We start from the raw sequence: 24852 nt of genomic DNA on the forward strand, positions 1-24852 counted from the left end.
GCCCCTTATGCCGCCTCGGTGTCATCGACAGGCGGATATTCCTTTTTCAAAGCCTCGACAAGCGGGCCCATGCGGGTTCCAAGAGATCCCTTGACCATGACGACATCGCCTGCACGCACATCGTTCAACAATACTTCTTCCAGATCCGCAGCGTCTTCGCAGTAATGCGCGCGCAGATCATGCGGCAGCTCCTGCCAGAGCGCATGCATATGCGGGCCGGCGCAATAGACCGCGTCGATCTCGGCGTCCCTGACCGGTTTCAGCAGTTCCGCGTGAAGCCGGTCCGCATCGGTCCCCAGTTCGCGCATGTCGCCGATGACGGCAATCCGCCGTCCCGGTCGGGTCACCGGTGCTTCGCCCAGCACCGCGAGAGCAGCACGCATGGAGGCCGGGTTGGCGTTGTAACTCTCGTCGATCAGGTTGAGTTCACCGTTCGGCACCGGAAGGCGCGACACTTCCCCGCGCCCCTTGGGGGCCCGCATCGTATCGAGCGCAAGTCCGGCTTTTGCCAGGTCGGCGCCAAGATCGGCAACGGCGGTCAAGACGGCCAGACTGTTCTTGACGTGATGCTTGCCCGGTGCCCCGATCTTGTAGGTGATTTCCTGACCCAGGATCGCAGCATCGACACTGGAGCCGGCAGGATAGCTGACAACCTTCTGCGTATGGCTGTCGGCGGCCGGGTTCTCCCCGAATGTATGGATGGTGGCAATGCCCTTGGTGGCGGCCAGGAACTTCAACAGGTCGAATTGAAGATTGTCCCTGTTCAGAACGGCGATGCCGCCCGGTTCCAGACCATCAAAGATTTCGGCCTTGGCTTTCGCGATCTGCTCGACGCTGTCGAAGAATTCCAGATGAACGGCCTGAACCGTGGTGATGATCGCCACATGCGGGCGCACCATCTGCACCAGCGGGGTGATCTCGCCGGCGTGGTTCATGCCAATTTCAAAAACGCCGAAATCGGTCTCGGCCGGCATGCGCGCCAACGTCAGCGGCACGCCCCAGTGATTGTTGAAGGAGGCGACAGAGGCGTGCACCTTGCCCGAAGGCTCCAGTGTCAAACGCAGCGCTTCCTTGGTGCCGGTCTTGCCGACGGACCCGGTGACGGCAACGATGCGCGCGGATGTCCGCGCCCGTGCCGCAATGCCGATCTGGCGCAGTGCTTCGAGCGGGTCTTCAACGACCACATACCGACCGTCTTCGGGCAGCTCTGAAAGACGGCTTTCGGCCACCAGGGCAACGGTCGCACCGGCTTCCAGCGCAGCCGCCACGAAGTCGTGCCCGTCAAACCGGTCCCCCTTGATTGCCACGAAGGCATCACCCGGCTGAAGCGTACGGCTGTCGATGGATATTCCGGTGATGTCAGCGCCAGCCTCGCCCTTGAGGCTGCCGCCGGCAGCCTCGACAAAGGCGTCCAGGGTCCAAAGCGGTTCGCTCATGTGTTTCCTTCAAGGCTGATGGCGCGTTTCACTGCTTCGTGGTCGGAAAAGGGAATCACTGTGTCGCCAACAATCTGGCCCGTTTCGTGGCCTTTTCCGGCAACACACAGGATATCGCCCTTCTTGAGCCGGCGAACCCCCTCGGCAATCGCCTCGAAACGGTCGCCAATTTCCAGCGCGTCCGGCGCGCCGCCAAGAACCGCCTTGCGAATGCTGGCAGGATCCTCCGAACGCGGATTGTCGTCGGTGATGATGACCAGATCGGCATGACGCGCGGCAGCCTCTCCCATCAACGGACGTTTTCCGGGATCCCTGTCGCCGCCGGCCCCGACAACAACAGAAAGCCTGCCGCCGGCAAACGGCTTCAAAGCGGCCAGTGCATTGTCGAGAGCGTCCGGTTTATGCGCGTAGTCGACGAAGACCAGCCCGCCCTCGCCTGTTTTACCGGCGAGCTCCAGCCGTCCCGGTGCGCCCTTCAGGTTTTCAAGGGCGCGCAGGGCCGCGCCTGTGTCCATCCCGGAGGCAATGGCAAGACCAGCCGCGATCAGGGCATTGGAGACCTGGAACCGGCCGATCAGCGGCAGGGTCACCTTGTATTCGCCGCGCGCGGTCTGAAGGGTCAGCTCCTGGCCGGCACCGGCCGGTTTCAACCCGGTCAGTTTCAGGTCCTTGCCGGTTTCTCCGACCGTGAACACCGGAAGGCCGCGTTCTTCGGCAACGGCCAGCACGCGGTCCGCATATTTTTCACCCGGATCGACGACAACCGTCCCGCCGGCCGGCAGCAACTCGGAAAAGAGCCGCAGCTTGGCGCGCAGGTAATCCTCGATCGTCGGATGGTAATCCATGTGGTCGCGGCCAAGATTGGTGAACGCGGCAGCCGTCAGGCGCACACCATCGAGGCGATACTGATCGAGCCCGTGGGACGAGGCCTCCATGGCCGCATGATTGATACCTTCATCTTCCAGCGCCGACAGTTGCTGATGCAGGGCAACCGGATCGGGCGTCGTCAATCCGCCATAACTCTCGCCATCCGGCTTGACGATGCCAAGCGTGCCGAGGCTGGCAGCGGGATGACCTGCTCCCTGAAAGATCTGCCGGACAAAATGGGCGACCGAAGTCTTGCCGGCGGTTCCGGTGACGGCGACGATCGTGTCGGGCTGTGCACCAAAAAACCGTGCCGCCATTCGGGCAAAGGCCTGCCGAGGCTCATCCGCACCGAGGACGATGACGTCGCCGCCACAGGCGGCACGCACGGCGTCGGCGGCCTCTTCAGCGCACAGGATCGCGACAGCTCCGGCTGCAACGGCATTCGGGGCAAATCTGGTGCCGTCGACAGCGGCACCCTTGAAAGCTGCAAACAGAAAGCCGGGCTGAACCTTACGGCTGTCGGCCGTAAGCCCGGCTATTTTGAGATCCCTGGCCGCATCCGGCACCGCAAGGCCGGCGGCAAGATAGTCAAGGTCCATGTTGTCCGATCATCTTTGTGCGTCGTCGTGATGTGGAAGCCTTGTCGATTTCCGGAAACAGCTGCGACCCCGCCGGATATCAAGGTTTCAAGGTCTCTCCTTAATAGGAAATCTCGATTGGTTCATCCCCCTTACCGAAGCGTGGCATCACGCCGAGCATCGGCGCAGCCCTGCGAATGATCGCGCCGGTGACCGGTGCCGTGTTCAGACCGGCCGTCGCGCCGATGCCTTCACGCTCCGGCTTCGGCTCGTCGATCACGACCAGAACCACGTAACGCGGGTCATCCATCGGAAAAGCTGACAGGAAGGAATTGCGGCGCTTGTTGCGCACATATTTGCCGTTCTCGATCTTCTCGGCCGTGCCGGTCTTGCCGCCAACCGTATAGCCCGGCACGTCGGCACGGCGGCCGGAGCCGGACAGAACATTGAGGCGGAAAAGGTAACGCATCATCCGGCTCGTTTCCGGAGAAATGACTTGTTTTCCAAGCTTTTGAACATCTTCCTGGCTGCGCGGCATGAAGGTCGGCGGCAACAGCACGCCGCCATTGACCAGAGCCGCCGCGCCCACTGCCGTCTGCATCGGTGTTACCGAGATGCCGTGCCCGAAGGAGATGGTCATCGCCGCAAGCTCGTTCCATTTCGGCGGCAGCAGCGGCGCAGCGTTTTCAGGCAATTCCGTCGTCAGCCGGCTGGTCAGATGCAGGCGTCCCAGGAACTCCTTCTGGCGCGCGACACCCGTCGCCAGCATCATTTTCGCCGTGCCGATATTGGACGAATAGATGAAAACTTCCGGCACCGACAGGATGCGGTTTTTCCCGTGGAAATCGTTGATCGTCCGTCCGCCGGCCCGGATCGGCCGGGTCGCGTCGAAGCTGTCATTGATGCTGACTGCCCCCGAATCCAGCGCCATGGCCGTTGTGAAGGTCTTGAAGACCGACCCCATTTCGAAGACGCCGCCCGTTGCACGGTTCAGCCGGTCCTTCTCCAGAGCCTGCGCGCGGTCATTCGGGTCGTAATCCGGCAGCGAGGACATGGCCACCACTTCGCCGGTCTTGGCGTCCAGAACGATGCCGGCCGCGGCAATCGCGCGATAGCGCTCCATGGCCTTGACCAGTTCGTCGCGCACGACATGCTGTACCCGCAGGTCGACGGACAGCCGCACCGGCTCCATGGACCGGTCTGCCGTGAACCCGAGCGACTGAAGGTCGGACAGCCAGGAATCGTCGATGTATTTTTCAATCCCGGCCAGGCCCTGATTGTCGACATTCACCGACCCGACAATGTGGCCCGCCGTCGGGCCTCCTGGATAGAACCGCTGATTTTCCGACAGGAAACCGATGCCCGGCAGGCCCAGATTGTGAACCTGCTCGGCCTGTTGCGGCGTCATTTCCCGCTTTAGCCAGACGAAGCCGGTGCCGCTGCCCAGACGACGGCGGACAAGCGGCTCATCAAGGTCCGGCAACACACGGATCAGGCCTTCAACGGCTTCGTCCACATCCAGGATGCGGCGCGGTTCGGCATAAAGGGATGCGGTCTTGATATCGGTCGCCAGGATCTCGCCATTGCGATCGATCAGGTCTGGCCTTGAGGCGGACACGGAATCCTGGGCGGAGATCCAGGCGCGGGACGGTGCTTCTTCCATCTGCGCCAGCATGACCAGACGTCCGGCGATCGCGATGTAGACGCAGGCAAAGGCCAGCATCGCCACATAGACCCGGGACTTCACCGCGCTTGAAGAGACCGAGCTGCGGGCCGCCCTTGGATGGGTGCGCCGCACCTGAAGAAAGCTTGCCGGTTCGCTTACCATCGTCATCGCCGCGCCCTCACTGAATGACCGCCGATGAGCCGGCATAGCCGCCCATCTGGTTGCCGCCGATCGGCTCCAGCATCACCGGACGGGCCGGAAGGTCTTCCGGGGTCACGATCTGCTTCACATCAAGCGGCTCCAGCTGCAGATAATCATTGTATCGCTCAACCAGCGTCTGCAGCCGGTCAGGCTTGTTCAGGAGGCTCCACTCTGCTTTCAAATGGCGGATTGCATCGCGTTCCTCATCGATCTGACGCTGCAGTTCGGCGACTTTTTCAGCCGATTTCGTCGCTGCAAGCTTCATGTCGTAAACCGTCGCGGCACCAATCAGGACCGCGAGAATGAACAGGATGTTCAGCGTTCGCACCATTGTCAGCCCCCTAGCCCGTGAAACGCCGCAAGCCGCGGCACGCCGGCCTCGTGGATATCGAGATCGCGTGCCGGCGCCTCGGTCCGCCGCCCGGCCCGAAGTTTCGCGGAGCGCGCACGCGGATTGACATCCGTTTCCCCGGCCGCCGCTTCGACCGCCTTGCGCGTCAGCATTTCAAAAGTCGCCGGCGGAACCTCTGCCTCCGGCATATGACGAGACCCGCCGCCACGGGTCTTTGTACGGTCCTGCAAGAACCGCTTGACGATCCGGTCTTCCAGAGAGTGAAAGCTCACCAGGACCAGACGGCCACCCGGCTTCAGGATGCGCTCGGCAGCCCCGAGCGCCTCCGCAGCCTGATGCAGCTCGCCGTTGACGTAGATCCGGAGCGCCTGGAATGTGCGGGTTGCCGGATGGATCTGCGCCTTCTTGGGAGATCGGCCCAGCACCTTCTCGATCAGGTTTGCCAGTTCCAGCGTGCCCTCAAAGGGCTTTTCCTGCCGCGCGCGGTCAATTGCGTGCGCAACACTGGTAGCACGTTTTTCTTCGCCCAGAAGGCCGATCACCCGGATCAGGTCCCGGACGGGCAGCTCGTTGACAACGTCAGCAGCCGACGGCCCGGCCTGCTCCATACGCATGTCGAGCGGCCCGTCGCGCAGGAACGAGAAGCCGCGCTCGGCCTCGTCGAGCTGCATGGAGGAGACGCCGAGGTCCAGCACGACGCCGTCGACACCATCAAAGCCGCTTGCGCGAGCATGTTGTTCCAGGTCTGCAAATTGCCCGGGCACAAGGATCAGATCGCCATCCGCCTCACGCACCAGCTCCTGGCCACCGGCAATGGCATCAGGGTCCCGGTCGATCCCGACCACCTTTGCGCCGCGTGCCAGCAGCGCACGCGAATAGCCGCCGGCGCCGAAGGTCCCGTCGACAACCACTTTGCCCGGCTGCGGAGCCAGCCACTCCAGCACCTCGTTCAGGAGAACCGGCACATGGCGCTCGGGTCCGCCTGCGGCAGAAACAGCATCTCTGTCGCCGAGCGCCATCATACCGGCTCTCCCTGAGAGGGTGCGGGGAGCTGCCCCGACAACATCGCGAGCGCACGCTTTTGGGCCTCTGCGCGATACTCGCGAAACTTTTCCGGCTCCCAGATCTGGAACTTGTAGTTCATGCCGACAAAGGTGACCTGGTCGGTGAGCCCGGTGTGATCGCGGATCATGTCGGAAATGGTCATGCGGCCATCTCCATCGATCCTGGGATTTTCGCTGGCGCCGAAAAGGGCAACCGCGAGGGCATCATGATCCGGGGAGAGCTTTGCAAAGGCTTCCGAGCGCTTGTTGATCTCGGCCAGCAGGTCATTGCCGCCTGCATCAACCGCGGCGCAATGAGGAGAAGCAATGCAATAAAGACCGTCAAAACCATCTCTCGCCAGAACCGCACGGAAGGGCGCCGGGATCGACACGCGACCCTTGGCATCCAGCCGGTTGGTGAAGTGAGAAACAAAGCCGGCCATCAATCCCCTCGAAACGGGTTCTCACCCGTTCAAATCCCCGAAACACCCTAGAACGAAGGAAAGGCCGGCAACTCGCCGGGACATGCAATTTGCAAAGACAGCTCTTGCCGAGCCGTTAAACCGATGTCCCAAGCCCTACTGAAATGGGCCCGCGCTCCCCTTTCTGGGTATCTATGGGATACCATGGGATTTCATGGGCGGTCAATGGAATCTCATGGATTCCAGCTCGATTTGATCGCACACGACCCCGTCGAACGACCTTACGTCGAACATGCTTAATGAAGCCTTGACACAAATGAAGAATCGGATTCGCAGGAATACGGAGGTTTTCGATTTCAGCCACCCTAAAGGCGGCAAAATGTGCCTAGTTGCAAAGACTTGTGGAGAACGGGAAACGCCGCGCTGTGGCGCGGCGTTTCGTTTTCTGCAACCGGCTACCCGGATGACTTACATCAGCAGATCTGCATTGCCGAGCGACGCAAGCTGGTCGGCGATGCCGCCATTATCCGTGACGACGGAATTCCAGTTTGCCGCGGTCAGGTTTGCAATCGACAGGTCTTCCGCCTGCAGACCTTCCAGCAGGTACCCGTGACCACCGTTGTTCTCAACGGTGATCAGCAGGTCTGCGCCGACTTCCTCCAGGGTCACGTCGGAGGCCGCCAGGCTACCGAAGTCTAGAATGTCCTCGGCCGGGTTGAAGTTCTGGACCGCAAACATGCGCCCCCAGTCCCAGGTGACCTGAACGGTCTCGGCCCCTGCACCCAGCACGATGTCGTCGGATGTCGACGGCGGCACCACGGGCTCGTCCGGCGTGTCGGGCGTATCGGGTGTGTCCGGTTGATCCGGATCAGGCGAGACACCTGTCCCTTCCCGCACCTGGTGGCCGTCGGTGGTCTCTCCCGGAGGCGCTTCAGGCGTCAGAAGGGCCTCACGCGACACCAGCGAGACGTCGTTCTGGTCGATCCCGAAAGGTGCTTCCAGATTGTCTTCCATCACCTGGTCGAAATGGAACTCCAGATTGCCGGCGATCAGGTCCGATTTGGACACACCGGTGAACAGGAAGCCCTGCCCGCTCGGCAGCGAACTGATCACCATGCCTTCGGAGGTATCCTCGACACTCAACCGCTCCCGCGTTCCGAAATAGAGGAAGCTGATCTTCTGCGTCGCCGGATCAAATCCGTCGATCACCTGAAAAGCTCCGTATTCGTGAGACCGGATATAGACCGTGTCCGCGTCGCGTGGCCCGATGCCCTTCTCCCAGGAGAGGATGCCCCCGAGATCCTGGCGCAGATGTTCGTTGCCGACAACGCCGAAATTCTCGATCGAGAGGTCGGACAGCTGGACACCTTGCAGGATCTGCATGTCCGGTCCCCAGGGATTGTCGATCACCGGCTCGCCATTCGGCGTCATCGTCAGGATCAGACCATGCACGGACGCATTGCCGAAATCGATCTCGTCAGCCGCCGGATTGAACCCGATAATATCGTCCGCGCCAAATTCGGCCGACCATTTGACGCCGCCCAGATCACTGGCGCCTGACGGCACCGGTGGATTGGAACCGTCATTGTCGTAGATAACATCAAACCCGCCGGTATCCGGGGTCACCACGGCCGTCCCCAGAAGCGTTGCCACCTCGTTGAGTGCGGATTCTTCTGCGACCATGAAGTTGTTCATCGACAAGTCCGACGCATCGATGCCAACCAGAACGGTCTCACTGGCAATCTCGCCGGTTGCCGTCAGAACCCGGACGGTCAGTCCAGCGGCGACATCGGCAATCGTCTCCGGGTAGTCCGCGAATTCGAGCCGCTCGGCAATCACGCCCGCTTCCAGATGCAGCATGTCTGTTGCCGGATTGAAGTCCGTGATCACGCGCGAGGGACTGTCCGGCATAATCATGATCATCTGCGGCCCGTCGGGTGTGTCGGGCGTATCCGGTGTGTCGGGATTATCCGGCTCATCCGGTTGATCGGGATCGGTGCCGCCCGAACCGACCAGACTGAGGATTTCCTGGCCGGTGGCCGTGCTCTGAATGGTGAAGTTTGCCGGTGACAGCTCACTTAGCGAGATGCCTGCCAGGGTCAGCGTCTGATTGTTGGACGCCATCGTGAAGACCGTGTCGCCGTTCACGTCCGCCACATCGATCGCTTCCGGCCCGAACCAGTCGATGAAGATCGTGTCGCTGGCCGGGTCAAAATCCGTGATGGTGCGGTTGGTGCCCCAGGCCCAGGTGATCACCACGGTGGCAGTTGCCGCCGTGACACCGGCCGTTCCGTTCCAGCTGTCGGGCGTTACCGGCGGTGTGTCCGGCGTGTCCGGCGTGTCCGGCGTATCAGGCTCGTCCGGCTCATCAGGTGTGTCCGGTTCGTCGGGCGTATCCGGCTCATCCGGAGTATCAGGCTCATCGGGCGTGTCCGGTGTCGATGATCCATCGCCAACCAGTGCCAGCACCTTGGCTGCGGTTCCCGTGTCCAGGATGGTGAAATTGGCATCGCTCAGATCGGACAGCTGAACGCCGGCCAGCGTCGTGGTCTGATTGTTGGACGGAACCGCAAAGACGACACCCGCAGTGGTTTGGGTGACGTTCAGGTCCGCAGCGCCGATCCAGTCGATGAAGATCGTATCCGTTGCCGGATTAAAGCCGTTGACCACCTCATCCTGACCCCAGGACCAGGTGATCACCACATCAGCGTCGTTTTCACCGACACCGGCCGAACCGTTGCCACCATCGCCTCCTGTGTCTCCCGTATCCGGCGTGTCGCCATCTCCCGGAGTGCCAAGCCCCTCGTCACCCGTCAGGCGATCCTCATAAAAGGCAATCTGGTCGGCGATCGACGGGGCGTCGTAGCCGCCGAACTGATCGATATATTGCAGGATCGACGTGCCGTATTCATCCGTACTGACGGCACCGTTCTGTAACAGGGTCGCCGTACCCCAGGCACCACGCAGGTGTGCTGCTGCCAGAATGCCGGTCAGCGTCAGTTCCACTGTCACCGTCTGGCCGTTCTGGGTGTAGCTTGCCGTCTGACCGATGAAATCGCTCAGCGACTGACCGCTGCCGGCCAACTGTCCTTCAAGAACCTGAAGGTTGTAACCGAAGGCTTCCTGGATCGCGACGGTTTGCGCCTCCTTGGTCATGAAGTCTTCGAGCGAGTTGACACCGTTCTTGCCCGTCCAGGTGCCCTGCCATGTGTTGGTTGACGCGCCATTGCCATAGAATGTGGTCGCATCGTAATAGCCAAGATCAATCAGCAATGCCTCGCCGAACTGGAAACCGACAAAGCCAAGTGAATTCATCGACTGGTAGGCCATTGTCTCCCACTCGGCATCACTCAGCTGCGACCAGCTCGAGTAGCCCGGGAAATGATCCTGGACCGGGCCGCCAGCCCACTGGTCCAGCTGCCAGTCCTGGATGACGCCGGCGTTGTACCGGTCGCGATCCCACCCCGATTCAAAGGCCAGCAATGCGGCCAAGAAATCCTCGAATGTTCCTTCCATTTTTCATCCCGCCTGTTTTGAGTAGAACAAGACAAGGCTAGGCAGACCGAGGTGCAGAAAAATGGACAAAACATTAAAAGTTCAAGGTATTACTGTGGCGAGCTGACCGATTTTCGCCCGATTTACTTCGCACCTGCAAAAGCGACCAGACAAAACACGTGAAATCGTGTTTTCATCCCGAAACAACCATAGAGTTTCAGCTGAACAGTCTAGCGCTGCGCGTGTCTCTCGGAGATTCGCCGAAACGCTTCTTGTAGCCGACGGAAAACCGGCCGAAGTGGCGGTGCCCCGAGGCCTCCGCGATTTCGGCAATCGAAAGACTGTCCGCGTCCGCCAGCAGCAAATGGCGCGCATAGGCCAGGCGCGTGTCGTGCAACTGCTGAACCGGCCCTGTCCCGTATTCGCGTTTGAACAGGATCTGCAAGTTGCGCGGCGTAGTCCCGGCATGGGCGCTGATGTCGAGCAGGCCGATCTCGTCCCGGAACCGCTCCTGAATGAAGGTCCGGGCGCGCTTCAGGATGGCCGGTGCTGCACCGCTCTCCCGTCTCTCCAGCAAGGACGACGCGGTGTTCGCCTGACACGCCAGCAGAGAGCCAACCAGCGCTTCTTCCAGCAGCCGCTGGCGACGCTGATCCCCGCTGTCAAAGGCTTCACCGGCTTCCACCGCCTGTACCAGGCCGCGAAAGCAGCGGCTCCACGCGGCAACATCCGTCCTTGCCAGATCGAGCCCGGCAGCAAACCTTATCCGGGCCAGTGGAAGCCCGGCCATTTTCTCGGCAACGGCATGCAAGAATGCGCGATCTATCTGCAGCAGGATTTGTTCGCACCCCGCGTGCCAGCGCATTGTCGTGTGGCGGTCCGGGTTGAGGACGCTCGCCAGTTTTGGTGTCGACACAAGGGACTGCCGGCCGTTCGAGATATCGGCGCTCCCACGGAGTGGAACCTGGATCAGATAGAAGTCGGTGAGCTCCCCCGGTTCGATACTCACGTCAGCGCCATACCGGATGTAGTTGAGAGACAGATGCTGTCCGGCCAACCGGTTCTGGCAGGCATCGAAGCGGCCGGAGGCAGAGGCCCGATCCAGTCTGTGGCTGCAGAAATGGCGGCCGACAATCTGCCGCGCCTCGTCGACATCCTTCGTCTCGAAGCTGCGAAACCGGTCAAGCGGCCGTTTGAGATATGCGTCAGCTGCCATGGCAAAATCATGCCGCTTGCCGCGTCGGCAGGCAAGCGAATGCCGCCGTGCAATGCGGCATTTCAGAGCAGATGGCCAAGTAATTTCGTTTTCCGGATAAAACTTTCGCGCCTCGCAAGCTTAGCCTTTCCCGGTCATCCGAAAAGCATGAGGGGAACAAAATGCACAACGGAGCAGGCATTACCGCAGCCAATGCGGGCCTCGACACGATCAGCTGGAACGTGGTCGGTCACACCTACACACCGAAGGTTCTGAGCAACAACGCCTTTATCTGGCACGCCGTCATTCCGGCGGAAACCTTCGTACCGCCTCACATTCACCCGACGCAGGACGAGTGGATCGTCATGCTGGACGGTGAGCTGGAAGTGGAAATGGGCGGCGCCGTTCACAAGGCTGGGCCTGGCGACACCGTGCGCATGCCGATGGGTGAGGCGCACGGAATTTTCAACCGGTCCGGCAAGACGGCGACTTGCGTCTTCGGCGTTGCGCCGACGCGCAAGCTCTTTGATCTCTTCGGCGCTCTGGACGGTGTCACCGATCCGGCCGAACTCGTGCGTCTTTCTGCTCTGCACGAAGTTGATTTCCTGCCACCGCCCGACCAGGTCTGATCGCGCAAGACACAGGCAGGAGGACATCGAGAATGACGAAACGCAAGACTGTCGCCGTGATCGGCGGCGGCGTGAGCGGACTTGCGGCCGCAAAGGCTTTCGACGAACGCGGCCACAGGGTGCTTGGCATCGAACGCAGCCACGATTTCGGCGGGGTCTGGGAGCTGTCCCGCTCCTATCCGGACGTGCAGACCCAGTCACCCAAGGACCTCTACAGGTTTACCGACCTTCCGATGCCGGAAGACTATCCGGAATGGCCGAAGGGGCCACAGGTTCACGCCTATCTGCACGCCTATGCCAGGAAACACGATCTGGCCCGCCTGTTCCGTCTCAACACCAATGTCGCCTCCATGGATCGGCGACCCGACGGCAAACCGGGATGGCGTCTGACGCTGGAGGCTGCCGGCAAGAGCTGGACGGAGGATGTCGACTTCGTCGCAATCTGCACGGGGCAGTTCTCCGACAAGAACGTCCTCACCCATCCGGGCCAGGCGGATTTCGAGGTTTCCGGCGGCCAGGTCATGCACAGTTCGGAATACACCGATCCCGAGCTTGCCCGCGGCAAACACGTGGTGGTGCTCGGCGGCTCCAAGTCGGCGACCGACCTTGTTGTCAATGCGTCGAAAAACGGCGCGAAATCGGTCACGATGGTCTATCGCGAACCCGTGTGGCGCGTGCCCTATTTTGTCGGCGGCATCAATTTCAAGCGGCTTCTCTACATGCGGGCCCAGGAACAGCAATTCAACAGCTGGGGGCGCTCGGCAGCAGCCAAAGCCGTGTTCACGGCCTTCAAACCGCTGATCTGGGCGAATTTCCGCGGGTTGGAAACGCTGTTGAAGTTCCAGCTCAACTTGAAGAAATGGGACATGGTGCCTGATATCCCGATCGAGAAGGACGCGTCATGCTCGCTGCCGATCGTCACGCCGGGCCTGTTTGAAGGATTTGAAAGCGGAACCATCCGCCCGGTGCGCGGGACGTTTACGACCTATGAGCCGGGGCACGTGGTTCTGTCGACGGGGGAAAAGATCCCCTGCGATCTGTCCGTCCTCGCGGTCGGCTGGAAACTCGGCATCCCCTATCTGGCGCAGCAATACCGCGACAAGCTGGTCGAGGCTGACGGCCAGTACCGGGTCTATCGGCTCTCGGTCAATCCGGATCTGCCGGACATGGGGTTCGTCGGCTTCAATTCCAGCTTCTGCACGGTGCTCTCGGCCGAGATGATTGCCAATTGGCTGGTGCGCTATGCCGATGGTCAGCTTGCCAACCAGCCGAGCGACGCGGAGATGCGGCACAGTATCGATGAGATGCTGGTCTGGCGCCGAAAGGAACGGCCGGCAGCGAAGGTTTACGGAGGGCTCTGTTCAGCGCCGTTTCATTTCCGGCATTTCGACGAATTGCTGGCCGACATGGGCGCGGCCAAACGCAAGCGAGGCAATCCGCTTGCAGAACAATTCTCCTATCCGAATGCGGATGCCTATGGCGGCTTTCTGAAAAGCGCACCGAGCTATTCGGTTGCCTGACAGACGCCAGGAAAAAAAGCCAGCCGGCCTGTAAGCCGGGTTCTGTATGGCCCGCTTTCACGGACGTGACAGCCATTCATCTGGGGCGTCTGTCGCCAGACGCCTCACGCAACCAACCCGGACAGCGGGCCTGGAAACCGGCCTGGCCCGAAGGCCGTGCTGTCCCTATTCGGTCTTGCTCCCGGTGGGGTTTACCATGCCGCCGCTGTTGCCAGTTGCGCGGTGGGCTCTTACCCCACCCTTTCACCCTTACCCCGGCACGCCAGGGCGGTTTGCTTTCTGTGGCACTTTCCCTAAGGTCGCCCTCGCCGGGCGTTACCCGGCACCGTGTTCCCATGGAGCCCGGACTTTCCTCCCCCGCGGCCTTTCGGCACTTGCGGCAGCGGCTGTCCGGCCGACTGGCGCCTGCGGACTTAAGTGCGTTTTCCGGCAAGGTCAAGCGACCGGGCCTTGCTCTGCCGGTCTTTCCCTTGAAACTTGTGACGCTTTCAAAAGGAGGCAGGCCAGGTCCGGCCAGAAGCGGTGAAGCGCACGAAGCCAGGAAACCCGGCCCAGCCTGACTTCTTCCCGCCCACGATCCTGAATCTGAATGCCATGACCAGGACTGGCACAGAGGTAGACAAGATAGTGGCCCCAGCCGACTTTGCATCAAACAGCGTCCTGCAGCCGCGATGCCCCGGTCAGCTGGGAGCTTCGCCGACGCGGCCAAGACTGCGTAGTATCACGGCTTCGCACAATCTTCATTTAACTGACGTCGATCAGCGTTTAACGTCCCCGGACTTGGTTGCAACCCGGGGAGCGCTGGCATGAAAGAGGCGACGAAAATACAAGAGGCCGCGGAACTCATTCCCGACAGGGCCGTTCTGCTGATTGGCGGGTTCATGGGCGTGGGCTCGCCCCATCGGCTGATCGACGCCCTCGTGGAAAAGGGTGTCAGGGACCTGACAGTGGTGGCCAATGACACGGCAATGCCGGGCCGTGGCATCGGCAAGCTGATCACGGCCGGATGCGTCTCGAAGGTGATTGCATCCCATATCGGCCTCAACCCGGAAACCCAGCAGAAAATGATCTCGGGCGAGATCGACGTGGACCTGGTACCGCAGGGCACACTGGTGGAGCGGATCCGGGCTGCAGGCGTCGGCCTCGGCGGCATCCTGACGCCGACAGGCCTTGGAACCCTTGTTGAAGACGGCAAGGACAAGATCGTCGTGGACGGCAAGGAATTTCTTCTTGAAACACCCATTCACGGTGATTTTGCCCTACTCGCAGCCTATCGCGCCGACTATGTCGGCAATCTGGAATACTCGCTGACGGCGCATAACTTCAATCCGATCATGGCCCTCGCCGGCAAGACGGTGATTGCCGAGCCGCACATGATCGTGCCTGTCGGCGTTATCTCGCCCGACAGCGTCAAGACCCCCGGCATTCTGGTCGATCACCTTCTGGAAAGGGCTGCCTGATGGATGCAAAGGAAATCATCGCCCGTCGCGTGGCGCAGGAAATCGCCTCCAACACGTTGGTCAATCTCGGCATAGGCCTGCCCTCGATGGTGGCCAGCTACCTGCCAAACGACGTGCATGTCTTCTTCCAGGCGGAGAATGGCGTGATCGGTCTCGGCGCCCGGCCGCCGGAAGGCATGGAGGACCCGGACCTGACCGATGCCGGAGGCGGGTTTGTCACCGCAGTTCCGGGAGCTGCCTCCATCGACAGCGCCATGAGCTTTGGCCTGATCAGGGGCGGCCATCTCGACATGACCGTGCTCGGCGGTCTACAGGTCGATGAGCGCGGCTATCTGGCCAACTGGATGATCCCGGGCAAGATGGTGCCGGGCATGGGCGGTGCCATGGATCTTGTTGCAGGGGCCAAACACGTGATCGTGGCCATGGTTCACAAAGCCAAAGGCAAACCGAAGATCCTGAAGGAATGCACGCTGCCGCTGACCGCCCAGCGCCGCATCAGCCTGATCGTCACGGAAATGGCCGTCATTGAACCGACGGATGACGGTCTTGTCCTGAAGGAAATCGGACCAAACACCAGTGTGGATGACGTGATTTCAGCAACCGATGCGAACCTGATCGTGCGGGGCGACGTGCCAAGAATGCGTCTTTGATCCGCTTCAGTTGGCCGTTCTTGGCTCCTCTAGAGCAATTTGGTCGGAAATTGCTCTAGCAGACTGGCAAGGGCATCCGCTCCCTGATCGATCTGGTCCCGTGTCGCACCGGCAAAACCGATGATGAGGCCGCTTTTGCGGGGTGCTTCCATGTAACAGTTGCTCAGCGCCGAGACGGCAAAGCCGCGCTCCTGCATGGCCAGAGCGATCCCGATATCGTCCACCTGTTCCCGGAACAGGACAGCGACCTGAACATTGCCGGTTGGTGGCGCAACTTCGAGCCGATTGCCGAGGCGGCGCTGCAGAACCTCGACCAGCAGATTGCCCCGCTCTTGATAGAGCTCCCGGATCTGCTTCAAGTGCTTGCGATAGGCGCCGCTGTCCATGAACCAGGCGAGCGCCGCCTGGGCCTGGACATTGGCCGCGCACCCCATGTTGCGCATCAACTGTTGAAGTGGCTCCGTCAGGCCCTTTGGAACGACGCAATAGGCAACCCGGAGACCTGGTAACAGGCTCTTTGCAAAGGTGCCGAGATAGATCACCCGGCCTTCCGGTGCGAGCCCGTGAAGCGCCGCAACGGGCCGGCCGGAGAACAGGAACTCACTGTCATAGTCATCTTCCAGGATCACCGCACCGGCGTCTTCCGCGGCCTGTATCAGGGAAAGCCGACGCGCAAGCGGCATTCTGACACCCAGCGGATATTGATGAGACGGCGTGACATAGATCAGTTTCGGAACCGGCGCTCCGGACGTGACCTTCGAGGCGTCCGCACCGTCACGATCCGTCGGCAAGGGCCGAATGACAAGACCCGCCCCATGAAACGCCGTACGGGCCCCAAGGTAGCCCGGCTCCTCAAGCCACACGGTATCTCCAGGATCGGTCAGCACCTGCGCCAGAAGAGACAGGCTCGCCTGCATCGTGCTGGTAATCAGGATCTGTTCCGGCTCCGCCCTCACCCCCCGTTCGGCCGCGAGATGCCTGACCAGTTGCTGCTTGAGGGCCTCGACACCACAGAAATTCTGGTAATGAAGATCGGAGCTTCGTTCGAGCCTGGCGGCACGACGCAGGCATCTTGCCCAGTCCTCGAACGGAAAACTGTCAAGAGCAGGGGCGCCGGGCTGAAGAGCGCCTGGTTGACGAAACCAGCCCTCTGCGCGCAGGTTTTCAGAAAGCAGTTTGCCCCGCGTTGACAGCGCCGGCGCGGCCGTTGCCGTCACGATTTCCCCCGCCGCCCCCTCTGGCGGCAATTCGGCCGAGATCCTGGGCGCGGCTCCGCCTCGAATGTTGATCACACCTTCCGCCTTGAGAAGCTCGTAAGCCGTGTTGACGGTGTTCCGGGCAACCTTCAGCGAGGCCGCCAGACGGCGCGTCGATGGCAACCTCGTTCCAGCGGTCAGGTGCCCGGCACGCACGGCCTCACGGAAGCAGCGATAAATCTGCTCCGCCAGCGGCACAGGATCGGTGCGATCAAGCGTAAGTATCCCTTCGGGTAAAACTGGTTCTGCCATTTTCTCTAAACCGGATCTTTTAAAGAACCAATTTATCGCGCACACAGCAAAACACAAGACGACACATCACTTGGAGGCATCCATGTCCTCACTGGACAAGCGGCAGGGCAAAGATCTGCCGCGCTACGCAAAAATCCGCCAGATGAACCGGGGCAGCTATGACCGGGACCTTGCGTTTGACATTCTCGACAAGGGCATGGTCGCCCATGTCGGCTTTATTCATGAAGACCGGCCGATGGTCATTCCGATGGCCTATGCCCGTATCGGTGACAAGCTTTATATCCACGGTGCCAGCACGACCCGAATCATCAAGGCCAATGGCGGCGGCGTGCCCGCAAGCCTGGAGGTAACCCTGATTGACGGCATCGTTGTTGCCCGGTCCGGCTTCCATCATTCGGTCAACTACCGCTGCGCCATCGTCCATGGGACGGCGCGACTGGTGGAAGACCGGGAGGAACAGGTCTCAGCGCTTGCCGCCATCACTGATCACCTGCTTCCGGGACGATGGGACGAGTGCCGTGAGATGACGTCTCAGGAACTCAAGGCAACCGGCGTGCTTGTGCTCGACATCGAACACGTCAGCACCAAGGTGCGCACCGGCGGACCGGTGGATGACAAGGAGGACCTCGGCACAGACATCTGGGCGGGTGTTGTTCCCGTTGTAACGGCCATCGGCCAGCCCCTTGCCGCTGGCGATGTTCCAGCCGAGACCAAGGTACCGGCTTCCGTCCCGGCTGCTCGCAAGAAGTTCGCCTGACCTGCCGGTTCAAGAACAACAAAAAACCCCGCTGGAAAACCAGCGGGGTTCTCGTGCCCACGACGGACCGCCCTGTTAGCTTGACGCCAGGATCCGCTTCACCTTGGAGCAGTAACGGCGGCTGATCGGGTTCATGCGCTTGGCGTAGTGACCGGCGTTGTAGCGCAGGATCGTGCCGCAGAGATCGCCACCAGCCCTTTGATGCGCGCCAGCGAGATACTTCATGCCCCATTCCAGATTGGTTTCCGGATCATAGAGCGCCTTGGTGGAACCGCGATAGCCGATACCACGAGCTGTTGCCGGCTTGATCTGCATCAGGCCGACTTCACCGGCGCTGCCGCGTGCGCGCGGATTGAAGTTGCTTTCAACCTCGACCACCGCCTTGGCGATCTTGACCGGAACGCCATGCTTGGCTGCCGCCTTGCGGATCAGCGTGGCGTATTTGTCCTTGGTGATACCCTTGGACGCCGTGCTGGTACTCTTCTTGCTGGAAGATTTGCGCGCCGTGCGGGATTTCTTCGGAGTGGTCTTTTGCTTCGACGATGCAGCTTTCGTCTTGGCTGCCGGCTTTTCCTTGGTCTCAGAGTCGATCACATGCAGGATCGGCTTGGATCCGGAGCCCACAGCTTCTTTCAGCTCCGTCATCTTCGCCTGTTTCTCAGGATCGATCACATGCAGGATCGGGTCGGAGCCCGATCCGGCGGCCATCACCGTCGGTGCGGCAAGCGTGGTAGCATAGGCGAAAAGGCAAAGCGCCCCAGTCAGTTTCGAGAATGACCGTAACATTCAGTCCAGCCCTTTTTGGTTTTCGTTGCGTTGAATTCGGGGCGGAGAAATGCCGGAGCAGTGGGACGAAAATGGGCGCCATCCAATCACGAATTATTTCAGTTTATTTCAGAACATTACGAGAATTTCATACCAAAACATGTCAGTTTCTGTGCTTTGTGGCGAAAGTGCGCAAGCGCCATGTCGGGACTTTGGCGATCTAAAGAAAGACTGTGACGCCTCCTGACAATTTCAATCGAATTTTGCTGCAGTGCGGGAGGCAAATTGGCACTCTGGTCCCCTTCGCTTGAAGCGCAACTCGGCATGCAAAACAGAGGAGACCGGCGCAGGGAAAAAGTCTCAGGTCGCCAGGGTCGGAAGTTTTCGGAGGAGCGTGTTCAACGTTTCAATGGTGGATTCGTCGACGACGCCATCGACTTTCTCCTGCCGGAAGTGCCGCTGGAAGGCAGTCACCACCTGCCGCGTCCTTTCGTCGAACTTGCCATTGATGTCGATTTCATAGCCGTAGAGCGCCAGCATCGACTGCACTGCTTCGACCGGTTGGCCAACATCGCCTTCCTGCATCAGAACGCCCGCTCCAAGCGGGAAAGGAGGCACCCAAAGCCCGATTCCGGCTTCTGCAAGCCGGTCCCACGGGAAAAGTTCACCCGGATCTTCCTTCCGGTCGGGAGCAATATCGGAATGGGCCAGAACCATCCAAGGATGAATACCGTGGCGTTGGCAGACATCGCGCAGCAAGGAGATGACCGCCTCAATCTGTGCGTCCGGGAAGGCCCTGTAGCCGAACTCGTGTCCCGGGTTGACGATCTCGACACCGATTGACCTGGAATTGATGTCGCTTTCCCCCTTCCAGAAGCTGCGCCCGGAATGCCAGGCACGGCGCGATTCCGGGACACATTGCAAAATGGAGCCGTCTTCGTTGACGAAGTAATGCGCGGACACTTCTGCTCGTGGATCACACAGGCGCTGCAAGGCCTCTTCGGCCGTCTCCATGCCCGTGTAGTGAACCACCACCATGTCGATCGGGGCGCCTTGCGCCCGCTGGCCATGATTGGGGGACGGATGAATTCTTGCTTTTACACCGGTGTCAGTCGCAACGCTCATAGACCTCTTTCCGCGCAGATCTTTGCCCAGGCTTCATTCAATGCGGCAAGACGGTCGTTCGCGATCCGTACGAACTCTTCCGGAACCCCCCTTGCGATCAGCCGGTCCGGGTGGGTCTCCTGCACCTCACGCCGGTAGTGAGCTTTCAGATCCGCATCACTTGCTTCCGGCCCAAGACCAAGCACATCGTAAGGATTTCCGTCCTTGCGCACATGTCGGGCGAGAATCTTCGAAAACTCACGATCATCGATGCCGAAGGTCTCAGCCACCTTGGAAAGGTAGCCTATTTCGCTTTCGTGGACGACGCCGTCAGCTTTCGCAATGTGAAAAAGCCCATCAAGTATATCCAGCAAGGTCTTCCGGTCATAGGGAAACAGGTCCGCCAGCTTCTTGGCATACACCTCGAACCCGGCAATGTCCTCCTGCGCCAGATTGAAAAGACGGGTCACGTTGCGTTCTTCACCGGGCGGTACATCGAACAATTCACGAAACGCAATGATCTCGTCCGTGGTCACGACACCATCCGCCTTGGCCATCTTTGCAGACAACGCAATCATCGCCACCGTGAAACCGACGCTGCTTGTGCCTTCGGGACGCGCAAGAACCAGCTGCACCAAACGGTCGACGATTTGAACGCCACCGGTCCCGATCGAACTTACAATCGCCCCGAGATTGCTCCAGACACTCACTCATCAGCTCCTGCTGGGCGGTAGACAATATGCAGGCCAGCTGGCCTCTTCAGTTGGAAATGAATCAACTTCTCACTCCAGTCTTATCGGCACAGTCGGTGTTTGACCAGATCGCCCAACAGGTGTGGACGAATTCGCCGCAAGGCGGCAGCCGGTCGCGCGACCCCGAATTCAGCGCAGAAGTCTGCGGAAAAGCGATTCATGATGGTTAAAGGAATTGAGCATAGTCTTGTCAGTCACTTGTTCGCAAAATGGTGCCTCAGGGGATGGCAGCTCCCATCGTAAGAAGCAACATTGTTATTTTTTTCGTCTCCATGTCGCTGGTGCTGACACTGGCGCTGGGCGTCTACGCGAGCAACCGTCTGTTGACTCATTGGCTTGTCGTCAGAGGGCTTGAACAGGCATTTCTTCCGCAAGACAAGTCGATTGGCGAAATCCTGTCAGCTATTGCCGCGCAACAGGCCGCCCCTGCACCGCCGGGATTGCGGCTTTCCCCTCAACAGGGCCCACAATCGCGCATCCCTGCTGCAGAACTTGCTTCACTCAAGGCACTGTCTCACCAGGAAAACGGCAATTCATCTGTGGTCGACGCAGCTCTGGTCTATCCCGCTACCGCAGACAACGCCGGACGCTTCACCAATCCAGCGGACGTTCCCTGGCACAGATTTGAGCTGTTGCGGTCGCCCTCCACCCTCGGACTGGTGAACAAGGCCTTCAAGTCGAAGAAGGAAATCGTCGCCCTGCCCGACATGACCTGGCAGGGAAAATTCGGACAAAACGCTCTCATCACCTACCGTCCCCAGAATGCCGGTCCCAACGACCCGGGACTGCTGCTGCTGGTGACGCAGAACGACATGTTGAAGAACCTGACGCCTCTCATCTGGTCGATCAGTGCTGCAATCGGCGGCCTGTGTCTGGCATCTTTCGTCTTTGCCGGCATTCTCCTGTGGATGCGATTTTATGATCAGGTGCGGACCAACCGCGACATTCAGTTCCTGGCGCACCACGACACGCTGACAGGCCTCCCGAACCGGGCGGTCTTCAACGCCCGGCTCACGGAAGCCTTGCGTCTGGCCCAGGCAAAGGCCTCCAATATCGGCGTGATGCTGATCGATGTCGACAAGTTCAAGGAAATCAACGACACCTACGGACACGGTATCGGAGATGTCTTCCTTCAGATCGTCGGCGAACGACTGAAGGCAGTCTTCGGCAACCATCTTGTCGCCCGCCTGTCCGGCGACGAGTTTGCGGTAATGCTGACCTCCATTTCCGACCCCGGCCGGATGACCCGCCTTGCCGCCGATATGATTTCGGCAACCGAAGCCCCCTGTTCCATCGACGGCAAGGACATCAAGATCTCGCTGTCCATCGGGCTTGCCAGAGCCACTGACGGCTCATGGCGCGCGTCGAGGTTGCTGCACTGCGCCGACCTTGCGCTCTATCGGGCGAAACACAGCGGCCGGTCCACCTTTTCCTGGTATACGCCCGGCCTTGATGCAGAGGCCCAGAAGCGCAAGGAAGTAGAGGAAGGCCTGGTCAAGGCGTTGAAGTTCGACCAGTTCAAACTGCTGTATCAACCGCAATATGCGTTGAAGGACGGCACCCTGAAGGGATTTGAAGCGCTAATCCGCTGGGAGCACCCGACCAAGGGGATGATCCGGCCCGACATCTTCATCCCAATCGCAGAGGACACCGGCCTGATCGAGGAAATCGGCACCTGGGTTCTCAATCACGCCTGCCAGGAAGCCGCGCTCTGGTCCGACCGCACCCGCCGCGTCGCCGTCAATGTGTCTCCGGCCCAGTTCATTGCCGGAGAAACGCAGAAGCGGGTCGCCCAGGCTCTGCAGAATTCCAGACTGGACCCGCGGCGATTGGAGATCGAGATCACGGAAAGCCTGCTGATCTCCAACACGGATGCCGTGATTGAAACGCTTCGACAAATCCGTGACATGGGCGTTTCGATCGCCATGGACGATTTCGGCACAGGATATTCCTCGCTCAGTTACCTGAGCCTGTTCCCCTTCGACAAGATCAAGATCGACAAGGCCTTCATTCAGAACCTGGGCAAGGATGCCAGCACGGACGCCATCGTGACCTCGATCGTCGGTCTCGGCCGCTCCCTGGATGTCACGATCACGGCTGAAGGCGTGGAAACCGAATCCCAGACGATCCTGCTGAGCGCAGCAGGCTGTGATCTGGTTCAGGGCTACATGTTCGGCAAACCCGACACCGTTGCCAAACACGAAGCCGCTTACCCCATCTTCCCGCAGAACACGTCCGGAGGGCGCTGGTTTCCGCAACAACATCAGCAGCAGGATCGCAAAGCGGCGGTCGCATCACCCAAGATCAAGCTTTCCCCAAAGCTGGCCCAAGGGGCAAAGGTGGTCCCGGCCCGGCGCGTGTCTTCGAAGAAGCCGCAGCATCAGGACGTGCCACCACTCCCGCTCAAGTCGACCGGTTGACACACTGCCTATTGGCCGACCGCCTCGCGCATTGACGCTTCGGCCGCCAACCGCTTTTCCCGTTCTGCCTTCCGCTCGGAATACCGGTCGACCAGATAGTCGGACCGTCCTCGCACGAGCAGCGTGAACTTCATGAACTCTTCCACCACATCCACCACACGGTCGTAGAGGGCAGATGGTTTCATGCGGCCATTGTCGTCAAATTCCTGGTAGGCCTTCGGCACGGAAGACTGGTTCGGAACGGTGACCATGCGCATCCATCGCCCAAGAACACGCATCTGATTGACCGCATTGAAGGATTGCGACCCGCCGGACACCTGCATCAGGGCAAGGGTCTTGCCCTGGGTCGGCCGGATCGCACCGACGCTGAGAGGAATCCAGTCGATCTGCGATTTCATCACACCCGTCATGGCGCCGTGGCGTTCCGGCGAACACCAGATCTGCCCTTCCGACCAGGCGCAGAGCTCCCGCAATTCGGCGACCTTCGGATGGTCCGTTTCCGCATCGTCGGGCAGCGGCAGCCCGGAGGGGTCGTAGATCCGGGTTTCCGCCCCGTAGGCTTCCAGGAGACGCTGTGCCTCCTGAGCCAGAAACCGGCTGTAGGATCGCTCTCTCAAGGATCCATACAACAGCAGGATACGAGGCGGATGACCCAATCCGTCCGGCGCGAACAGCCTGTCTTCCGAGATTGGCCGAAGATCTTCGACAGACACGTTGTCGAGCGCAGTCACATCCATTCCGGTCTCAGCCATTCGAGGTGACCACCTCACCGTCTTCCTTCGTGAAGGAGCCGATGTCGGCCTCCAGCAGATCCAGGACCTTTTCGGACGGACGACAAAGCCGGACGCCTTTTTCGGAAACGACAATCGGTCGGTTGATCAGGATGGGATGCTCCATCATGAAGTCGACCAGCTGATCGTCGCTCCATTTGTCTTCGCCAAGCCCCAACTCTTCATATGGGGTGCCTTTCTGCCGCAGGAGATCCCGAACGGAAATCTCCATGCGGCCGATCAGGTCAACGAGGTCGTCCCGGCTCGGCGGCGTCTTCAAATACTCGATGACCTGAGGTTCCTCACCGGATTTTCGGATCATTTCCAGAGTGTTGCGGGAGGTTCCGCATTTGGGATTGTGATAGATCTTGATCGTCATGGATTTAGGGTCTCGTCATTGGCCCGCAGGCACGGAAAAATCGTCGGGTGTGAAGCCGCAAATGGCAGGATTGTTGCCGCAGCAATCCTCCATCAGAAAGCTCAGAAGCAACCGCATCCGGTCATAGTCGACCGCATAATGAACATGCCTGCCCTCTCTTCGGGCCGTCAGCAGACCGGCTCGCTCCAGCGTCGTCAGATGAAACGACATCCGGGTCGGCTGTATGTCCAGCTTTTCGGCAATCGCACCCGAGGGCAGTCCGTTCCGGCCTTCCGTTATCAGCAACCGAAAGGCAGACAACCGGTCTTCCTGAGCAAGGGCGCCCAGCGCCGCTATCGCTTCCTGATCTTTCATATTTCGACCCTACAAGAAATTTTGTAGCAATCAACGCAAAAATGCTGCCCCGCAGCAATTCAGCAATCACATGGCAGCAGCAGCTCTTGCAGCCTGATCGTAGTTACCGGAAACGAGGCGCAGCGTTGCGGCCAGTCGTGAGAGCTCGGTTTCATCGAGCCCAAGTGCTTTCATCGGCTCCACCAACAGCGCCTCGCGCAGCCGCCGGTATTCCAGGCAGGCCTTTTCACCTTCGCTTGTGATTTCAGCGGTTTTTTCCTTGCCTCGGCGCCCGGAGGCGATGAGTCCAGCCTTCTCAAGCTTCTTCAAGGCATAGGTGACCGTGTGGGTGTCTTCGATATTGAGCACGAGGCAGATATCGGAGAGCGTCTTTGCCCGTCCCCGGTGGTTAACGGAGTGCAAGACCAGAACATCGAGCGGACCAAGACCTTCAGAGCCACTTGCCGCCATGCAGCGGACCATCCAGCGGTGGTAGGCATTTACCATCATCGTGACGGCGAATTCGATTTCCGAGAGCGCCGGCATGGCG

The 24852-nt window shown here is 60.2% G+C and carries 22 protein-coding genes and 1 other RNA gene; 6 read left to right on the top strand and 17 right to left on the bottom strand.

Going from position 1 to position 24852, the window contains the following annotated elements:
- Window positions 1-5: 5 nt before the first annotated feature.
- The 8 genes from CHH27_RS11415 to CHH27_RS11450 all read right to left on the bottom strand — a co-directional run bounded on the left by CHH27_RS11415 (window position 6) and on the right by CHH27_RS11450 (window position 11276).
- Window positions 6-1436 carry a UDP-N-acetylmuramoylalanyl-D-glutamyl-2,6-diaminopimelate--D-alanyl-D-alanine ligase gene (locus CHH27_RS11415; RefSeq protein WP_094071696.1) on the bottom strand — a complete coding sequence of 477 codons (1431 nt, stop codon included), beginning with the start codon at window positions 1434-1436 and terminating at the stop codon, window positions 6-8.
- A complete protein-coding gene (locus tag CHH27_RS11420) occupies window positions 1433-2902 on the bottom strand; it encodes a UDP-N-acetylmuramoyl-L-alanyl-D-glutamate--2,6-diaminopimelate ligase (protein WP_094071697.1) in 1470 nt (489 codons plus the stop codon). Before CHH27_RS11420 ends, CHH27_RS11415 begins: the two co-directional genes overlap by 4 nt.
- A 100-nt stretch (window positions 2903-3002) precedes the next feature.
- Window positions 3003-4715, bottom strand: a complete 1713-nt coding sequence (locus CHH27_RS11425) for a penicillin-binding protein 2 (protein ID WP_094071698.1) — start codon at window positions 4713-4715, stop codon at window positions 3003-3005.
- Between the two features lie 10 nt (window positions 4716-4725).
- The gene (locus tag CHH27_RS11430) at window positions 4726-5079 is read right to left on the bottom strand and encodes a hypothetical protein (RefSeq protein WP_094071699.1); all 354 of its coding nucleotides are present in this window, start codon (window positions 5077-5079) and stop codon (window positions 4726-4728) included.
- 2 nt (window positions 5080-5081) lie between these two features.
- The gene (gene rsmH / locus CHH27_RS11435) at window positions 5082-6122 is read right to left on the bottom strand and encodes a 16S rRNA (cytosine(1402)-N(4))-methyltransferase RsmH (RefSeq protein ID WP_094071700.1); all 1041 of its coding nucleotides are present in this window, start codon (window positions 6120-6122) and stop codon (window positions 5082-5084) included.
- On the bottom strand, window positions 6119-6586 hold the full coding sequence (locus CHH27_RS11440) for a division/cell wall cluster transcriptional repressor MraZ (RefSeq protein WP_094071701.1): 468 nt from the start codon (window positions 6584-6586) through the stop codon (window positions 6119-6121). Before CHH27_RS11440 ends, rsmH begins: the two co-directional genes overlap by 4 nt.
- Window positions 6587-7033: 447 nt before the next feature.
- The gene (locus tag CHH27_RS27940; RefSeq protein ID WP_094071702.1) at window positions 7034-10081 is read right to left on the bottom strand and encodes a hypothetical protein; all 3048 of its coding nucleotides are present in this window, start codon (window positions 10079-10081) and stop codon (window positions 7034-7036) included.
- Between the two features lie 196 nt (window positions 10082-10277).
- Window positions 10278-11276 carry an AraC family transcriptional regulator gene (locus CHH27_RS11450; RefSeq protein WP_094071703.1) on the bottom strand — a complete coding sequence of 333 codons (999 nt, stop codon included), beginning with the start codon at window positions 11274-11276 and terminating at the stop codon, window positions 10278-10280.
- Window positions 11277-11437: 161 nt separating this feature from the next.
- On the opposite strand from CHH27_RS11450, the gene CHH27_RS11455 reads away from it, so the two are divergent.
- Together CHH27_RS11455 and CHH27_RS11460 are read left to right on the top strand one after the other, a co-directional pair.
- Window positions 11438-11884: a cupin domain-containing protein gene (locus tag CHH27_RS11455; protein WP_094071704.1), complete on the top strand. Its 447-nt coding sequence runs from the start codon at window positions 11438-11440 to the stop codon at window positions 11882-11884.
- Window positions 11885-11916: 32 nt separating this feature from the next.
- Entirely contained in the window at window positions 11917-13404 is a 1488-nt protein-coding gene (locus CHH27_RS11460) for an NAD(P)/FAD-dependent oxidoreductase (RefSeq protein WP_094071705.1), read from the top strand.
- A gap of 15 nt (window positions 13405-13419) precedes the next feature.
- Here the strand turns inward: CHH27_RS11460 and rnpB are convergent.
- Window positions 13420-13806, bottom strand: an RNA gene (gene rnpB / locus CHH27_RS11465) — RNase P RNA component class A.
- Between the two features lie 404 nt (window positions 13807-14210).
- Between rnpB and CHH27_RS11470 the strand changes: the two genes are divergently transcribed.
- Complete coding sequence (locus CHH27_RS11470) at window positions 14211-14864, top strand: CoA transferase subunit A (RefSeq protein WP_094071706.1); 654 nt, start codon at window positions 14211-14213, stop codon at window positions 14862-14864.
- Window positions 14864-15514: a 3-oxoacid CoA-transferase subunit B gene (locus tag CHH27_RS11475; protein ID WP_094071707.1), complete on the top strand. Its 651-nt coding sequence runs from the start codon at window positions 14864-14866 to the stop codon at window positions 15512-15514. The genes CHH27_RS11470 and CHH27_RS11475 overlap by 1 nt, the downstream gene beginning before the upstream one ends.
- Window positions 15515-15543: 29 nt before the next feature.
- Here CHH27_RS11475 and CHH27_RS11480 read toward each other — a convergent pair whose 3' ends face one another.
- Window positions 15544-17022, bottom strand: a complete 1479-nt coding sequence (locus CHH27_RS11480; RefSeq protein ID WP_094071708.1) for a PLP-dependent aminotransferase family protein — start codon at window positions 17020-17022, stop codon at window positions 15544-15546.
- 82 nt (window positions 17023-17104) lie between these two features.
- On the opposite strand from CHH27_RS11480, the gene CHH27_RS11485 reads away from it, so the two are divergent.
- On the top strand, window positions 17105-17779 hold the full coding sequence (locus tag CHH27_RS11485) for a pyridoxamine 5'-phosphate oxidase family protein (RefSeq protein WP_094074685.1): 675 nt from the start codon (window positions 17105-17107) through the stop codon (window positions 17777-17779).
- A gap of 75 nt (window positions 17780-17854) precedes the next feature.
- Here CHH27_RS11485 and CHH27_RS11490 read toward each other — a convergent pair whose 3' ends face one another.
- The 3 genes from CHH27_RS11490 to CHH27_RS11500 all read right to left on the bottom strand — a co-directional run bounded on the left by CHH27_RS11490 (window position 17855) and on the right by CHH27_RS11500 (window position 20358).
- Window positions 17855-18424: a lytic transglycosylase domain-containing protein gene (locus tag CHH27_RS11490; RefSeq protein WP_208988946.1), complete on the bottom strand. Its 570-nt coding sequence runs from the start codon at window positions 18422-18424 to the stop codon at window positions 17855-17857.
- A gap of 480 nt (window positions 18425-18904) precedes the next feature.
- Window positions 18905-19669, bottom strand: coding sequence for an N-acetylmuramoyl-L-alanine amidase (locus CHH27_RS11495; protein ID WP_094071710.1), 765 nt, complete (start codon window positions 19667-19669; stop codon window positions 18905-18907).
- The gene (locus tag CHH27_RS11500) at window positions 19666-20358 is read right to left on the bottom strand and encodes a molecular chaperone DjiA (RefSeq protein WP_094071711.1); all 693 of its coding nucleotides are present in this window, start codon (window positions 20356-20358) and stop codon (window positions 19666-19668) included. The genes CHH27_RS11495 and CHH27_RS11500 overlap by 4 nt, the downstream gene beginning before the upstream one ends.
- A gap of 266 nt (window positions 20359-20624) precedes the next feature.
- Here CHH27_RS11500 and CHH27_RS11505 point away from each other — a divergent pair, with 266 nt between their 5' ends.
- Entirely contained in the window at window positions 20625-22820 is a 2196-nt protein-coding gene (locus CHH27_RS11505; RefSeq protein ID WP_208988828.1) for a bifunctional diguanylate cyclase/phosphodiesterase, read from the top strand.
- An 8-nt stretch (window positions 22821-22828) separates the two neighbouring features.
- On the opposite strand, the gene arsH is transcribed toward CHH27_RS11505, so the two are convergent.
- The 4 genes from arsH to CHH27_RS11525 all read right to left on the bottom strand — a co-directional run bounded on the left by arsH (window position 22829) and on the right by CHH27_RS11525 (window position 24848).
- Window positions 22829-23572, bottom strand: coding sequence for an arsenical resistance protein ArsH (arsH, locus tag CHH27_RS11510; RefSeq protein WP_094071712.1), 744 nt, complete (start codon window positions 23570-23572; stop codon window positions 22829-22831).
- Window positions 23565-23969, bottom strand: coding sequence for an arsenate reductase (glutaredoxin) (arsC, locus tag CHH27_RS11515; protein ID WP_094071713.1), 405 nt, complete (start codon window positions 23967-23969; stop codon window positions 23565-23567). Before arsC ends, arsH begins: the two co-directional genes overlap by 8 nt.
- Before the next feature lie 15 nt (window positions 23970-23984).
- The gene (locus CHH27_RS11520; protein WP_094071714.1) at window positions 23985-24323 is read right to left on the bottom strand and encodes a helix-turn-helix transcriptional regulator; all 339 of its coding nucleotides are present in this window, start codon (window positions 24321-24323) and stop codon (window positions 23985-23987) included.
- A gap of 66 nt (window positions 24324-24389) precedes the next feature.
- The gene (locus CHH27_RS11525) at window positions 24390-24848 is read right to left on the bottom strand and encodes a winged helix DNA-binding protein (RefSeq protein ID WP_208988948.1); all 459 of its coding nucleotides are present in this window, start codon (window positions 24846-24848) and stop codon (window positions 24390-24392) included.
- Between the last annotated feature and the right edge of the window lie 4 nt (window positions 24849-24852).

Source organism: Labrenzia sp. VG12 (assembly GCF_002237595.1).
Lineage (GTDB): Bacteria > Pseudomonadota > Alphaproteobacteria > Rhizobiales > Stappiaceae > Roseibium.

Coding starts and splice junctions, on each gene's coding strand:
- CHH27_RS11415 (WP_094071696.1), bottom strand. CDS start 1,436: ATGAGCGAACCGCTTTGGACCCTGGACGCCTTTGTCGAGGCTGCCGGC.
- CHH27_RS11420 (WP_094071697.1), bottom strand. CDS start 2,902: ATGGACCTTGACTATCTTGCCGCCGGCCTTGCGGTGCCGGATGCGGCC.
- CHH27_RS11425 (WP_094071698.1), bottom strand. CDS start 4,715: ATGACGATGGTAAGCGAACCGGCAAGCTTTCTTCAGGTGCGGCGCACC.
- CHH27_RS11430 (WP_094071699.1), bottom strand. CDS start 5,079: ATGGTGCGAACGCTGAACATCCTGTTCATTCTCGCGGTCCTGATTGGT.
- rsmH (WP_094071700.1), bottom strand. CDS start 6,122: ATGATGGCGCTCGGCGACAGAGATGCTGTTTCTGCCGCAGGCGGACCC.
- CHH27_RS11440 (WP_094071701.1), bottom strand. CDS start 6,586: ATGGCCGGCTTTGTTTCTCACTTCACCAACCGGCTGGATGCCAAGGGT.
- CHH27_RS27940 (WP_094071702.1), bottom strand. CDS start 10,081: ATGGAAGGAACATTCGAGGATTTCTTGGCCGCATTGCTGGCCTTTGAA.
- CHH27_RS11450 (WP_094071703.1), bottom strand. CDS start 11,276: ATGGCAGCTGACGCATATCTCAAACGGCCGCTTGACCGGTTTCGCAGC.
- CHH27_RS11455 (WP_094071704.1), top strand. CDS start 11,438: ATGCACAACGGAGCAGGCATTACCGCAGCCAATGCGGGCCTCGACACG.
- CHH27_RS11460 (WP_094071705.1), top strand. CDS start 11,917: ATGACGAAACGCAAGACTGTCGCCGTGATCGGCGGCGGCGTGAGCGGA.
- CHH27_RS11470 (WP_094071706.1), top strand. CDS start 14,211: ATGAAAGAGGCGACGAAAATACAAGAGGCCGCGGAACTCATTCCCGAC.
- CHH27_RS11475 (WP_094071707.1), top strand. CDS start 14,864: ATGGATGCAAAGGAAATCATCGCCCGTCGCGTGGCGCAGGAAATCGCC.
- CHH27_RS11480 (WP_094071708.1), bottom strand. CDS start 17,022: ATGGCAGAACCAGTTTTACCCGAAGGGATACTTACGCTTGATCGCACC.
- CHH27_RS11485 (WP_094074685.1), top strand. CDS start 17,105: ATGTCCTCACTGGACAAGCGGCAGGGCAAAGATCTGCCGCGCTACGCA.
- CHH27_RS11490 (WP_208988946.1), bottom strand. CDS start 18,424: ATGACGGAGCTGAAAGAAGCTGTGGGCTCCGGATCCAAGCCGATCCTG.
- CHH27_RS11495 (WP_094071710.1), bottom strand. CDS start 19,669: ATGAGCGTTGCGACTGACACCGGTGTAAAAGCAAGAATTCATCCGTCC.
- CHH27_RS11505 (WP_208988828.1), top strand. CDS start 20,625: ATGGCAGCTCCCATCGTAAGAAGCAACATTGTTATTTTTTTCGTCTCC.
- arsH (WP_094071712.1), bottom strand. CDS start 23,572: ATGGCTGAGACCGGAATGGATGTGACTGCGCTCGACAACGTGTCTGTC.
- arsC (WP_094071713.1), bottom strand. CDS start 23,969: ATGACGATCAAGATCTATCACAATCCCAAATGCGGAACCTCCCGCAAC.
- CHH27_RS11520 (WP_094071714.1), bottom strand. CDS start 24,323: ATGAAAGATCAGGAAGCGATAGCGGCGCTGGGCGCCCTTGCTCAGGAA.
- CHH27_RS11525 (WP_208988948.1), bottom strand. CDS start 24,848: ATGCCGGCGCTCTCGGAAATCGAATTCGCCGTCACGATGATGGTAAAT.